10 protein-coding genes are annotated in these 12,485 nt (G+C 63.3%); 4 read left to right on the top strand and 6 right to left on the bottom strand.

Features of this window, described 5'->3' with window-relative positions; genetic code table 11:
• Window positions 1-212: 212 nt before the first annotated feature.
• Window positions 213-701: a TOBE domain-containing protein gene (locus ACFQEV_RS00945; protein WP_379692020.1), complete on the bottom strand. Its 489-nt coding sequence runs from the start codon at window positions 699-701 to the stop codon at window positions 213-215.
• 107 nt (window positions 702-808) lie between these two features.
• Between ACFQEV_RS00945 and ACFQEV_RS00950 the strand changes: the two genes are divergently transcribed.
• Together ACFQEV_RS00950 and ACFQEV_RS00955 are read left to right on the top strand one after the other, a co-directional pair.
• Window positions 809-1,150, top strand: a complete 342-nt coding sequence (locus ACFQEV_RS00950) for a hypothetical protein (RefSeq protein WP_379692021.1) — start codon at window positions 809-811, stop codon at window positions 1,148-1,150.
• A 129-nt stretch (window positions 1,151-1,279) separates the two neighbouring features.
• On the top strand, window positions 1,280-2,422 hold the full coding sequence (locus ACFQEV_RS00955) for an ABC transporter ATP-binding protein (RefSeq protein WP_379692022.1): 1,143 nt from the start codon (window positions 1,280-1,282) through the stop codon (window positions 2,420-2,422).
• A gap of 104 nt (window positions 2,423-2,526) precedes the next feature.
• Here ACFQEV_RS00955 and ACFQEV_RS00960 read toward each other — a convergent pair whose 3' ends face one another.
• From ACFQEV_RS00960 to ACFQEV_RS00975, 4 genes are all read right to left on the bottom strand, one after another.
• Window positions 2,527-3,099, bottom strand: a complete 573-nt coding sequence (locus tag ACFQEV_RS00960) for a hypothetical protein (RefSeq protein ID WP_379692024.1) — start codon at window positions 3,097-3,099, stop codon at window positions 2,527-2,529.
• A 178-nt stretch (window positions 3,100-3,277) separates the two neighbouring features.
• A complete protein-coding gene (locus tag ACFQEV_RS00965) occupies window positions 3,278-4,138 on the bottom strand; it encodes a carbohydrate ABC transporter permease (RefSeq protein WP_379692026.1) in 861 nt (286 codons plus the stop codon).
• The gene (locus tag ACFQEV_RS00970) at window positions 4,131-5,054 is read right to left on the bottom strand and encodes a carbohydrate ABC transporter permease (RefSeq protein ID WP_379692027.1); all 924 of its coding nucleotides are present in this window, start codon (window positions 5,052-5,054) and stop codon (window positions 4,131-4,133) included. The genes ACFQEV_RS00965 and ACFQEV_RS00970 overlap by 8 nt, the downstream gene beginning before the upstream one ends.
• A gap of 35 nt (window positions 5,055-5,089) precedes the next feature.
• Entirely contained in the window at window positions 5,090-6,478 is a 1,389-nt protein-coding gene (locus ACFQEV_RS00975) for a substrate-binding domain-containing protein (RefSeq protein WP_379692028.1), read from the bottom strand.
• Window positions 6,479-6,820: 342 nt separating this feature from the next.
• On the opposite strand from ACFQEV_RS00975, the gene ACFQEV_RS00980 reads away from it, so the two are divergent.
• A complete protein-coding gene (locus ACFQEV_RS00980; protein ID WP_379692029.1) occupies window positions 6,821-9,487 on the top strand; it encodes a glycoside hydrolase family 2 protein in 2,667 nt (888 codons plus the stop codon).
• Between the two features lie 395 nt (window positions 9,488-9,882).
• Here ACFQEV_RS00980 and ACFQEV_RS00985 read toward each other — a convergent pair whose 3' ends face one another.
• Window positions 9,883-11,388: an alpha-N-arabinofuranosidase gene (locus ACFQEV_RS00985; protein WP_379692030.1), complete on the bottom strand. Its 1,506-nt coding sequence runs from the start codon at window positions 11,386-11,388 to the stop codon at window positions 9,883-9,885.
• Between the two features lie 171 nt (window positions 11,389-11,559).
• Here ACFQEV_RS00985 and ACFQEV_RS00990 point away from each other — a divergent pair, with 171 nt between their 5' ends.
• A complete protein-coding gene (locus ACFQEV_RS00990) occupies window positions 11,560-12,429 on the top strand; it encodes an SMP-30/gluconolactonase/LRE family protein (protein WP_379692032.1) in 870 nt (289 codons plus the stop codon).
• Window positions 12,430-12,485: the final 56 nt, after the last annotated feature.

A 12,485-nucleotide genomic window follows, 5' to 3' on the forward strand; every position in this document is an offset into this window, starting at 1 on the left:
CGTTAAAAGAGTACCGAGTGAAAAACGGCGCAGCGGGACTACGCAGGCGGAACAGGTGTAGAGGAGACGAGGGTCGAGACGATACCGGCCACGGAAATCGTCGTCAGCGCCGTTCCTGTTTTCAGCGTCTCCCCTCGGGTGGGGTCGCCGATTCCCCTCATCGACCGGAACTCGGAATCGCCGGTGGCTCCGGCGATGACCGCGAGAGTCGGTCAGGCGGGCGTCTCGTCGGAGATCACCGCCACGTCCGTCTCCTCGACGAGGAGATTCTCGCCCGTTTGGGTGTCGAACACGTGTATGTCCGACGGATCGAACGTCACGCGGAACGCGTCGCCGACGTCCGGTTTTACATCGCTCGCGGCCTGAACACTGCACTCCTGACCGTCGATGTCGAGGTAGAGGTAGTTATCGCTGCCCGCGTTCTCCACGACTTCGACGGTCGCGGGAATCGCGTTCTCGCCCGTGGCTCCCGTCCAGATGTCCTCCGATCGGATGCCGAGTTCGTCGCAGGCCTCCTGGAACAGCGTGTCGGAGTAGCTCGGCGGGAAGGCGTCCATCGGGAAGTCGGTCTCGCGGGACGGGGCGAAGGGGTTGTCCGCCCCGCCGGAGACGTCCGTCTCGGACTTCACGTCCGCGTGGTAGGGGCGCACGTCCTCGTAGTCGAGCGGCCAGTCGACGCCCAGCCCGTACCGAGAGTGCACCTCGAAGTCCTTCTGGTGGTGTCGCGGCGTATAGCCGATCCAGTGGAGCGTCGTGCCGCCGACGCCCTTGACGCGAGTGTAGGGGGTAGGGGACGCTCCCCGAGGACGTGAACGCGTCGCGCTCCTCGACCGAGAGGCGACGAAACGCGGCTCCACCCTCCTCCTTCGCTCGCGCATCGAGCACGGCGACGGCATCACTCCACTCGCGTCCGATACGCGTCGTCGTCCTCGAAGCGACCGGTGGCGTACGTCTTGACGAACTCGGCCGTCCCCTCGACCGAGGAGGGATAGAGGACCTCGGCGAGCGAGACGAGCGTCCCGATCGGCTCATCGAGAGTCGATTCCTCGCTGCCACCCTGGGAGCGGTCGTCGTCGACGGCGTAGACGGCGACGCCACCGACACCGATCCCGGCGGCTGCGAGAGCGGCAATGGCGTCTCGACGAGATAACTCAATAATTATTCATACATTTGGGGGCTTAACGTCTCCGTCGGTCGCCGAGAGTGAGGATCCGGGAATGAGTCTCCGTAACAATGGAGAACAATTATGTAGCATCCGGCGAAGATTACACTAGAATCTATGAGTGAAGTCCGTTTCAAGAACGTCCGGAAAGTGTACGACGACGACATCGTTGCCGTCGACGACTTCAGTCTCGACATCGAGGACGGGGAGTTCGTCACGATCGTCGGTCCGTCCGGATCCGGGAAGTCAACCCTGCTCCGCATGCTCGCCGGTCTCGAGAGCATCAGCAGTGGCGAAGTGATCATCGGCGATACGGTCGTCAACGATATTCCCGCACAGAACCGCGATGTCGCGATGGTGTTCCAGAACTACGCCCTCTACCCGCACATGACCGTGCGGAAGAACATGTCCTACGGACTCAAGCTCACCTCTGACCTCAGCAACGCGGAGGTCGACGAGCGCGTCGAGGAGGCAGCGGAGATGATGGGGATCGAGGACCAGCTTGAGAAGAAGCCCGCCTCCCTCTCCGGCGGTCAACAGCAGCGCGTCGCCACCGGTCGCGCCATCGTCCGCGACCCCGCCGTCTTCCTTATGGACGAACCGCTGTCGAACCTCGACGCGAAACTACGCGCGCACATGCGCATCGAGCTCCAACGCATCCAGGACGACCTCAAGACCACCACCGTCTACGTCACGCACGACCAAGAGGAGGCGCTCACGATGAGCGACCGGGTCGTCATCCTCGATCAGGGCGAACTACAACAGGTCGGAACGCCCGGAGAAGTGTTCGACGAGCCGGCGAACCTCTTCGTCGCCGACTTCATCGGCAGTCCGTCGATGAACTTCTTCGACGTCGAAATCGTCGGTAACCGCCTCGAAGGCAAGGCGTTCTCCTACGATATTTCCTCGAAGGTGGCCGAGCGCGTCCGCGAGAGGAGCAACTCCAACGAACTCATCCTCGGCATCCGCCCCGAGCACGTCAAGTTCGCCGACTCCGGCTCCGTCAACGCCATCCCGGCGACGCTGGACGTCCACGAACCCGTCGGCGACGACAACTACTTCTACCTCAAGGTGAACGACATTGAGTTCACGATGCGGATCATGGGCGACCACAAATACGACGAGGGCGACGAGTTTACGGTTACGTTCGACGAGGACAAGATGCACATCTTCGACCGCGAAACCGGGAAGAACGTCATGGTAGACGACGTCGAACCCGTCCCCAATCCGGAGACCGAATCCGCGACCCAGCGGACGTAATCGTACCGTCCGACCCATCCCCGTTCTTTTCGCACACACACCGACCGGAGAGCGAGAGCACCGCACACACTGATCAGTCAGTCGCGGTAACCCCGAGGCGGCGCTCACTCCTCGCGTCGCGTGTCCGCGTACGGCGACCAACCCTCGATTTCCGTGGGGTCGTCAGTCGGCGGCCCAAGGACAGTCTCGAGGTGGAAGGAGAACGCGATTCCCGCGAAGACGAGAACGAAAGCGATCGTCAGTAGTCCCGTGACCACGGCAACGAGGAACGTCCCCATCGCCATCATTACCGCGGAGATAGCGTTCTGCCCCGTCCACCGCACCGAGCCGCGGATCGCAGTCTCGAGACTGTCACCAGTCGCGATTGCGATAAACGCCGGAATGAGGAGGAGTCCCGTGTATCCGGCGGCGTAGGCGGTGACGACGCCGAGCGCGAGGGTGAGCGTTGAGTCGGCCACGAAGTACTGGCGCGTGTAGAGAATCGAGATGATGAGGAAGACGAGTGGAACACCCGTCAGGAGGACCGCTGAGACGCCGTGGCGCTTGACCGTCGCGACGACGTGCGTCCGGTCGATGCTGTACCCCTCTCTGAGCGTCGCGATCGCGGCGTACGCGGCGAGCGTCGCCGGGCCGAGCGTAATGACGGGGAGCGAACAGAGGAACCAGAGCACGCTCACGACGATAAGTCGTGGACCGTTCTCGTAGAAGAACTCAGTCGCGGCGATAAAAGACTGATAAACGCCCTTCGTGTTGACTGATCTCATTACTGCAGACGTGCGACTGGATGATGATGAGGTTACTCCTTTTGCTTCCGTGGGGTCGGTCGGACGCGTCGAAAACGGGAGTCGAGAGGGACTAGGTGACGCCCTGCATCTCGACTGCGGTCATCAACTGTTCCTGGAGCAGGAGGAACAGGATGAACAGCGGCCCGGACGCGATGACGGCGGACGCCATCGTTAATGCGGGCTGATAGGTGAACGTGTCACGGAGAACGACTATCCCGATCGGGAGCGTGTACATCGTCTCGTTCTGGAGCACGATGAGCGGCCAGAGGAACTGGTTCCAGCTCCAGACGAACATGAACAGCGCGAGCGCGGAGAGGATCGACCGCGAGAGCGGGAGGATCATCCGCGTGTAGATCCTGAAGTTCGAGAAGCCGTCGAGCTGAGCGGCCTCCTGGATCTCGTAGGGGATGTCCCTGAAGAACTGTACGAGGAGGAACACGCCGATCGGGCCGGCCGCGAACGGCAGGATGACTGCGAGGTAGCTGTTGATCAACCCGAGATCGGAGATAAGTATGTACAGCGGGATGATGTTGACGAAGCCGGGAACCATGAAGCTCGCTACGATAAGAGCGAGTACGTACTTCTGACCCGGCCAGTCGAGACGGGTGATCGCGAACGCGATCATCGAGTCCACGATCAACACCAGAAGCGTCGTCGTGGACGCGATGAGAACCGTGTTAAACGTCCACTGAAGGATCCCCGACCCGGTCAGTAACTCCACATAATGAACCAACGTGATCGGGTCCGGAATCCAGTTCATTCCCGGCTGAATAGCGCCCCGTGTCGTCTTGAGTGACGTGGTGATCATGTACAGGTACGGCACTAGGAACAGAAGTGCTGCTCCGTACATGACCGCGTGAACGAGCACGCTACGCGGATTGATCTCTTCCGGCAGAAGCGATTCGAAGCGATTGGTGGTTGTGTTACTCATTGTTGCCTCCGAGGAGGACGTAGTTCAGGATCGACACGACGACGAGAATCGCCGTCAGGACGTACCCAATCGTAGCTGCGTACCCGAAGTTGCGTTGGTTGAACGCTGCCTGATACAGGTACATGACCAGCGTCTCCGTCGAACTACCCGGACCACCGGACGTCATGACGTACGGCTGCCCGTACACCTGGAACTGCCAGATGAGGTTGATGATGACGACGAAGAAGATGGCGTGACGCATCTGCGGGACAGTGACGTCCCGGAACATCCGCCACTTCCCCGCACCGTCGAGTTTCGCCGCCTCGTAGAGGTACTCGGGGACGCTCTGTCGCGCCGCGAGCAGGATGACGAAGCTGAACCCGACGAGCCACCAGACGGTGGTGACCGCGATGGCCGGCATCGCCCAGAACTGGGCCTGGAGCCACTGTGGCGGGTTCGCCATGACCATCCCGAGGTAGTGATTGATGATACCGTACTGCGTGGAGTATAGGTTCGTCCACACGACTGCCGCGACGGACACCGTCAGGATGTATGGACTAAAGAAGACCGCCCGAAGCACGCCACGGCCCTTGATATCGTGGTTAACCCCGAGTGCAAGCCCCAGACCGACGATCACGATCGAGGGCACGGTGAGCAGGGTGAAGTACATCGTGTTCCAGAGCGCGTTCCAGAACTGCGGATCGTTAAACAGGCGCGTGTAATTCCCAAGGCCGATGAATTCGGACTGCGAGGGGAAGATCGCGTTCCACTCGAAGAGGCTCATGTACCCACCCATCACGAGTGGATAGAGGAGGAACACGCCGAAGATGATGAGGTACGGGAGTGAGAAGAGGATCCCCTCAACTAGCTCCTTGCGCGAGCGACTGAGAGTCGGGAGGTGCCCAATTCCACTCGTAAACCGATCAATAGCTGACATATTAAGTATTGATAGTGCTATTTTAATCGTAGGTGTTACTGAACATTCGACGTCCAGGTCTCGACGCCGCTCTCGATTGCCTTCTGCACGGGGCTGTTGTGGGCATACGCGTCGGTGATCCACGTCCAGTTGCTTGTGGCGTAGAGGTCCGAGCTAGCGAGCTGCGGCCAGTACGCGAGCTGACCAGCCTCGGCCATCTCCTTGAACGACTTCAGCGTCTTGTCCCAAAGGTCGGACTGTTTGAGCTTGTCGCTGTTCAGGATGGGGCTGTACGCCGGAAGGTGGCCTGCCTTTGTACCCCATATCGCGTTCTCTTGCGTGATCCACTCGGCGGCGTCGACAGCAGCCTGCATTCGCTTCTGGCTCGCCTTGGGATTGTTCGGGATGATGACCGTGTGGCTGTCGGCGGTGGATCGGAGCTGTTGAGCGTCGGGGAAGACGCGTGGCTTGTCGAAGCCCCACTCGAAGTCCTGCTCGCGGAGGACGTTCACGTACCAGGTCCCGTTGACCGTCATGGCCACACTGCCGTTCCGGAAGCTCTGCGCGACGCGGTCCGCGGAGATGTCTGGGATGTCCCAATTGCGTTCTCCGGAGACGCTGGCGAGGAAGTCGAGGGAATTCGTCCCGGCGTCGCCGCCGAAGACGGCCCGGGTGTGGTCCTCGTTGAACATCTTCCCGCCGTACTGGTGGAGCCCCATAAACCACTGTCGGAAGCCGCCGCCACCGCCCCAGTAGGGGTCAGGGCTGAACGGCTTGGCGTCCGTGTTCTTGAGGATGGCGTTACAGGCATCTTTGAACTGCTGGAAGTCCTCGATCGGCGGCTCGACGCCGGCCTCTTTGAGGATATCGACGTTGTAGTAGAGGCCGATTGGGTGGGAGTCCATCGGGACCGCGTACTGCCCTCCGTCGATCTGACACGCGTTCAGGATAGAGTCGACGTACTTGCTGTTGTCCGAGGACACCATATCGCTGATGTCCATCAGCGTGGGCTTGAACCGGCGGAGGTAGGACGCGTGCGAAATCGCCATGTCGGGTGGTGACCCACCCGTCATCGACGTGTACAGGCGGTTGTAGTGTTCGTCCCACGGAGTGCGCTGGCGGTTGATGGTGATGTTCTCGCCGAGTGGTCGCTCCTCGTTGAACTTGTCGACGATGGCCTTCATCACTTCGCCGTCGCCACCACTGAAGAGCGTCCAGTAGCTGAGTTCCATCTTCCCGTTACCGCCGCCTCCACCGCCACCGCCGCCTCCACCGCCGCCTCCACCGCCACCGCCGCCTCCACCGGTTATGCCTGAACAGCCCGCGAACCCGACTGCTCCGGCGACGCCCGTTGCCCGGAGGAATCTGCGTCGGTCGATCCGGCCGGTAGAGCCTTCTCGCTGTTCCGCACCAGCATTCGTTCGCTCAGCCTTGTCACGTGGCATCACACTCTTATGACGACTTTCGTTCGCAATAAAAGTTCCTACGATACCAGTGGTATATATGTCTGGAATTTTTCCTCGTGTTTCGACGGGCAAGCACGTCAAGGAGCGCGTCGGGCGAACAGCGCTACTAGCTGTTCAAGTCACATGCTCGTCCACTCGGACGGCGGGCGAGCTCGGCGATCCGACCAACTGCCCCCTGCCGGTGCTCGTCCTTTCGCCGGAGAACCGTCCGCTGCGACGGCCGACCAGCTCTCCCGCGTACGTCCGCCGCGTGGCGTAACACTAATAGAAGTGGCAGGAAAGCGTTGAATTATCATGGCGGCGTTCACACGAGATGCGTCGGTGACGCTCGAGGACGGGTGGACGTTCTCGGTTGACCCGGACGACGAAGGTATCGAGGAGGCGTGGTATCGGACGGACACGGAGATGGCAGACGAACGGGACGTGTCGGTCCCTCACGTCTGGCAGGAGCACGACGCACTCCGGGAGTACACGGGGGCTGCGTGGTACCGACGGACGGTCGAGGTCAACCACGAGGCTGACGAGCGTGTGCTGCTCCGATTCGGAGCCGCGGACTACGAGGTGACCGTCTGGGTGAACGGGACCGAGGTGGGGACGCACACGGGGGGTTACCTCCCCTTCTCCTTCGATGTCACCGACGCACTCACCGGCGGTGACGACACTGTCGCAGTGCGCGTGTTCGACCCGGCCGACCTCACGGAGATCCCGCACGGAAAGCAGGGAGAGCCGTGGTACACGCGGGTGAGCGGGCTGTGGCAGGCGGTCGACGTCGGGGTCGTCCCGGAGACGCGGGTCGACGATCTGCGCCTCACGCCCGACCTCGATGACGACACCGTCCGGGCCGACGTCTCAGTGACCGGCCCTAAGGGGGGAATCGACCTGACCGCCCGTGTCGAGGTCACGCAGGCAGGGTCGATGGTCGGGACCGCGGACGTACAGATACGCGACGGGGCAGGGTCAGCGACCGTCCGCCTCGACGACCCGACGTACTGGACGCCGGCGAACCCCGCGCTGTGCGACGTGACCGTCTCGCTGACCGACGGCAGTGACACTCTCGACACCTACGTCGACTACTTCGGGATGCGGAGTGTCACCGTCTCCGATGGAGAGTGGTATCTCAACGGCGAACCCCTCCGCGTCCGCGGGGCGCTCGACCAAGCATACTACCCCGACACGTACTACCGGCCCTCCGACCTCGACACCTACCGCGAGGAGATCGAGACCGCGAAGGAGCTCGGATTTAACATGCTTCGGAAGCACATCAAACCGCCTCACCCCCGATTCGTGGAGTTGGCCGACCGACTCGGGATCCTCGTCTGGTCGGAGACGGCGAATCCGGACCGGTACACGGACGCCTCGAAGCGGCGCGTGCGCGAGCAGTTCGAGGGGATGGTCAATCGGGACTACAACTCCCCGAGCGTCGTCGTCTGGAGCCTGTACAACGAGGAGTGGGGGATAGGCATCGACCAGCACGACTTCCCCAACCGTGACAACCCTGTACGTCTGTGGCACGACGAGGAGAAACAGCGGTATCTCTCGGAGTTCGTCGACGACGCCCGCGCGTACGACCCATCGAGGCTCGTGTGCGACAACTCCGGCTGGGCGCACGTCGACACCGACGTGAACGACTATCACGAGTACTTCGTCGTCCCCGACCGCGACAAACCGTGGCGGCGTCGGCTCCGTGACCTTGTTTCCACGCCCGAGGGGAACTACGCGACGACGGCGTACGACGACCCGGAACGGCCGCCGACCGTGATCTCCGAGTTCGGCACCTGGGGACTCCCCTCGCTATCGTCGCTTCGGGCCCACTACGACGGGGACCCCGACTGGTTCGCGCACGAGTTTCTGTCGGGGCTCAAGCGCCCCGCTGGCGTCGCGGACCGCTTCGACCGGAGCGTACTCTCTGACGCCTACACCGACCTTGACGAACTCGCTGCCGACTGGCAGCGGCGTGAGTTCACGTCGCTCGCTGAGTCCATCGCCGACATGCGACAGCACGAGGGCGTCTCGGGATACGTGGTCACGGAGTTCAGCGACGTCGAGTGGGAGTTCAACGGGGTACTCGACTACCTCCGCGACGAGAAGGTGTTCGCCGACGAATTCGCGGCGGTGAACGGCCCGACGATGGTCCGACTGGAGCCCGCGACGCGCACCGTCGACGGCGAGGGTCGGTTCACTGCGGACGCCGTGGTCGTGAACGACAGTGATCGCCGGCTCGAAACGACGCTCGAATGGGAGGGATTCGGCCGGTCGGGGAGTCACTCCGTCTCCGTGGACCCGAACGGCGTCGAGCACGTCTCGGACGTCGTCGACGTCGACGTCCCGGCCGTCGAGCGGGTATCGACGGAGGCTGTGACCGCCTCCCTCGCCGATACCGACGCACGGTGGTCGACCGACGCGACGGTCGTCCCGTCGACGCCGTGGGAGGAATCGGAGCGCGTGTATACCCCGGTGGACTCGGTTGCGTCGGCACTCGCCGACAGCCCCCACACCCTGACCGAGTCGCTGGCCGACAGTGACTGTGCCGTCGTCACGGAACTCGATGACGCGGTGCGCGCGTTCGCCGACGAGGGCGGCCACGTAGTTGTGCTCCCGGGACCGGACGGCCACCTCGACGCGTCGGTCGCCGAGACGCTCTCGATTCGACGCCTCCCAGAACGCGAGAGCTGGAACCTCTGTGCGTCGTTCGTCTACCAGACACTCTTCGACGCGCTTGACCGCGTCCCCGGGTGGGCGTTCGCCGACCTCTACCCGTACGCGTACGTCCAGTCCCCCGCGGACGACGCCGACATCGGGGTCGGCTACACCGAGGGCTGGGTGGCGAACTCGGGGGCGATCGTCTCGGCCCGGTCGTGGCGAGACGGGACGCTCACCGTCTGTACCCTTCGCCTCACCGACAACCTCGGCGATCAGCCGATGAGCGCCGCGATCCTCGCCCGTCTCCTGCGGGCGACCGGCGATGGGGGTTGTCCGTCGCTCCGGTGAGCCAGCACCCACCGCTACGGTGGCATTCAGCGCGAACCTCCCTCGCGACCGAGGCAGCGACGTTTCGCCTTCGATTCCCGAAACCGATGTCGGTGGGGTACCGGTCACTCCACCGACCGAGGAACGATGCTCTCAGCCGAGAGGGGTGATTCCCGTACCGATTCCTGTCGTCGAACGCCCACCGGAGCGGGCTTCAAAGCCGCTCGACTGGATTTTCGAGCGTGCCGATGTTCTCGATCTCGATGAAAAACGCTCGCTCCCTCGTACCGATCCGATCCCGGACTGACACCATAAAGATACTTCATGACGGCCGCCACGTGACGGAACGGGCACGGAACGCGGCCACGACGATGTGGTGTGTCGCCGTCAGTGCGGCCGTCGAGACCACCACGGCGTTACTCTTCGATGGTGATGGCGGCGACGGTGGCGGGTTCGAGGTCGACGGAGAGGGTGCCGTCGACGTCGACGTCGAGCGGTCGAGCGCCGAACTCGTCGGCGTTGTCGGCGTTGACTTCGGCGTCGGGTTCGTGATCCGCGAACAGGACGCTTCCCTCGACGTTCGCGGCGTCGGGCACGAGGCCCTCGACGGAGATGTCGACGGAGTGAGCCTCGCGGCAGTCGAGGTTGGTGAGGGTCACGTAGACCGCTCCGTCTCGGGTCGAGGCCGAGGCCTGAACGAACGGCAGGTCCTCCTCGTCCTCGCCGTCGAGCCCGCGCGTCGGCGTCTCGATCGACGTTTGCACGGCCTCGTTACCCTTGTGCGGCGCGTACAGATCGAAGACGCGGTACGTCGGGCGCGCCCACGCGTCGTTCTCGTCGGTTTCGACGAGACACTGCAGGACGTTGACCGTCTGTGCGATGTTCGTCATCGTCAGGACGTCGCTGTGGTCGTTGAAGATGTCGAGGACGGCCGCCGCCGAGAGCGCGTCGAGGACGGTCCCCGGCTGTTCGAGGCCGTTGTCCGCGTTGGCCTCGTAGTGCCACGCACCCCACTCGTCGATGATCACGCCGATATCCCGGGTTGTCGCGACGGCGTCGATGGCGGCGGCGATCCGCTCGATGTGGTACTCCATCTCGAGCGCCTCGGCGAGGAACTCGTCGTACTGTTCCTCGTCGGCCTCAGAGACGGTCATCGTGCGCCCGTAGTAGTGGTGGAGCGTGAGGTGGTCGAGCGGGAACTCCACGCCCCACTTGTTGTCTCTGACCTCCTCCATGAACCGCCGGTTCCACTCGTGGTTCTCGAACCCGCAGGCGATCAGCTCGAGTTCGTGATCGAGCATCAGGTTGTCCATGGTCCCGACGTAGGTCGCGAACCGACGATACTCGCGGGCGTACTGCTCGGGGCTCATCCGTCCGCCGCAGCCCCAGTTCTCGTTGCCGAGCCCCCAGTACTTGACGCCGTAGGGCTCCTCGTGGCCGTTCTCGCGTCGTCGGTCCGCGAGTTCGGTGTCGCCGTCGTAGTTGCAGTACTCGACCCAGTCGGCGGCCTCCTGCGGGTCGCCGGAACCGACGTTCGCCGCGAGGTACGGCTCCGTCCCGATTCGCTCGCACAGTTGGAGGAACTCGTCGGTGCCGAAGGCGTTGGACTCCTCGGGCAGTTCCTCGGGGCCCTGCGCCCAGAAGAGGTTTCGGCGCCGCGGCCGCTCCTCCCGGGGACCGACGCCGTCCTCCCAGTGGTAGTCGTCGGCGAAACAGCCGCCGGGCCAGCGGAGAACGGGAATCTCGAGGTCCGAAAGGAGCGAGACGACGTCCTCTCGGAAGCCGCCCTCGTCGGCGCTGTCGCTGGTCCAGATCCCCTCGTAGATGCACCGCCCGAGGTGTTCGGAGAAGTGTCCGTGTACTTCGGGCGCGATGCGGTCGATAGCCGCTGCAGTGTGAACTGTAATGCGTGCGTTAGCCATCCACACTCTTCTTTCCAGTACAGTATGATAAATTCCACGATTATGCCAATCCAAACCTATGATTACGAGAGAACGGGAGCGAACGACGAACCGGTCTCTCCGGTGCGGTCGGTACGTCGGACGGTCGCTCTCGAAGGTATATTCAAGTGTTAGTCTCGCCACGTATCGGTCGTGACTCGACTCGAACGCGTCGCGGACACACGAAACGATACCGGCGAAGGACCGCTTTGGCACCCCGACGAGGGCTGTCTGTACTGGGTCGATATTCCGCCGGGGAAGCTGTATCGGTTCGACCCGGACACCGAGGCGCACACGCTCGCATACGAGGCACCCGATGACCAACCCATCGGCGGCTTCACGGTCCAGACCGACGGGTCGCTGTTGCTGTTCGGAGACGGTCGGATCAGCCGATGGCAGCCCGGATCGGAATCGGCGGAACTCGTCGCGGGCGTCGACGCCGACACGCGATTCAACGACGTTATCGCGGATCCCGAGGGGCGAGTGTTCTGCGGGACGATGCCCGGCGAAGACTCGCTCGGCGACCTCTATCGGGTCGACGTCGACGCCACCGTGACGGCCGTCGTCGAGGACGTCGATATCGCCAACGGGATGGGGTTCTCCGGCGACGGAGAGACGTTCTACTTCACGGAGTCGGAGGCGCACCGGATCTACGCGTTCGACTACGACCGCGCGACCGGCGAGCTCTCGAACCGACGGACGTTCGTCGAGACGCCCGACGACGAGATTCCGGACGGGCTGACCGTCGACGAGGACGACTACGTCTGGTCGGCCCGGTGGAACGGCGGCCGCGCAGTTCGGTACGACCCGAACGGGACGCCGGTCGACCAGATTACCGTTCCCGCGCGGAAGGTATCGTCGGTCACGTTCGCCGGTCCCGAGTACGACGACCTGTACCTGACGACCGCACTCGATGGCGGTGACCGGGACGGCGAGGGCGACGGGGCCGGTGCGCTCTTCCGAGTCGCAGGGCTCGAAACGGGTGGTCGCGAGGAGTTCCGCTCCCGGATCGAGACGGAGTGACCCGGTGGCCGTCGCAGCGGTCGATACCGGTCGTCCGCTGTCCCTCTCCCGCGGTT

Origin of the sequence: Halopelagius fulvigenes (assembly GCF_042662625.1) — an archaeon.
Classification (GTDB): Archaea; Halobacteriota; Halobacteria; order Halobacteriales; family Haloferacaceae; genus Halopelagius; species Halopelagius fulvigenes.

What these genes read in the sequence shown, in the direction of transcription:
- ACFQEV_RS00955 (WP_379692022.1), top strand. Translation starts at nt 1,280, where the DNA reads ATGAGTGAAGTCCGTTTCAAGAACGTCCGGAAAGTGTACGACGACGAC.
- ACFQEV_RS00965 (WP_379692026.1), bottom strand. Translation starts at nt 4,138, where the DNA reads ATGAGTAACACAACCACCAATCGCTTCGAATCGCTTCTGCCGGAAGAG.
- ACFQEV_RS00970 (WP_379692027.1), bottom strand. Translation starts at nt 5,054, where the DNA reads ATGTCAGCTATTGATCGGTTTACGAGTGGAATTGGGCACCTCCCGACT.
- ACFQEV_RS00975 (WP_379692028.1), bottom strand. Translation starts at nt 6,478, where the DNA reads ATGCCACGTGACAAGGCTGAGCGAACGAATGCTGGTGCGGAACAGCGA.
- ACFQEV_RS00985 (WP_379692030.1), bottom strand. Translation starts at nt 11,388, where the DNA reads ATGGCTAACGCACGCATTACAGTTCACACTGCAGCGGCTATCGACCGC.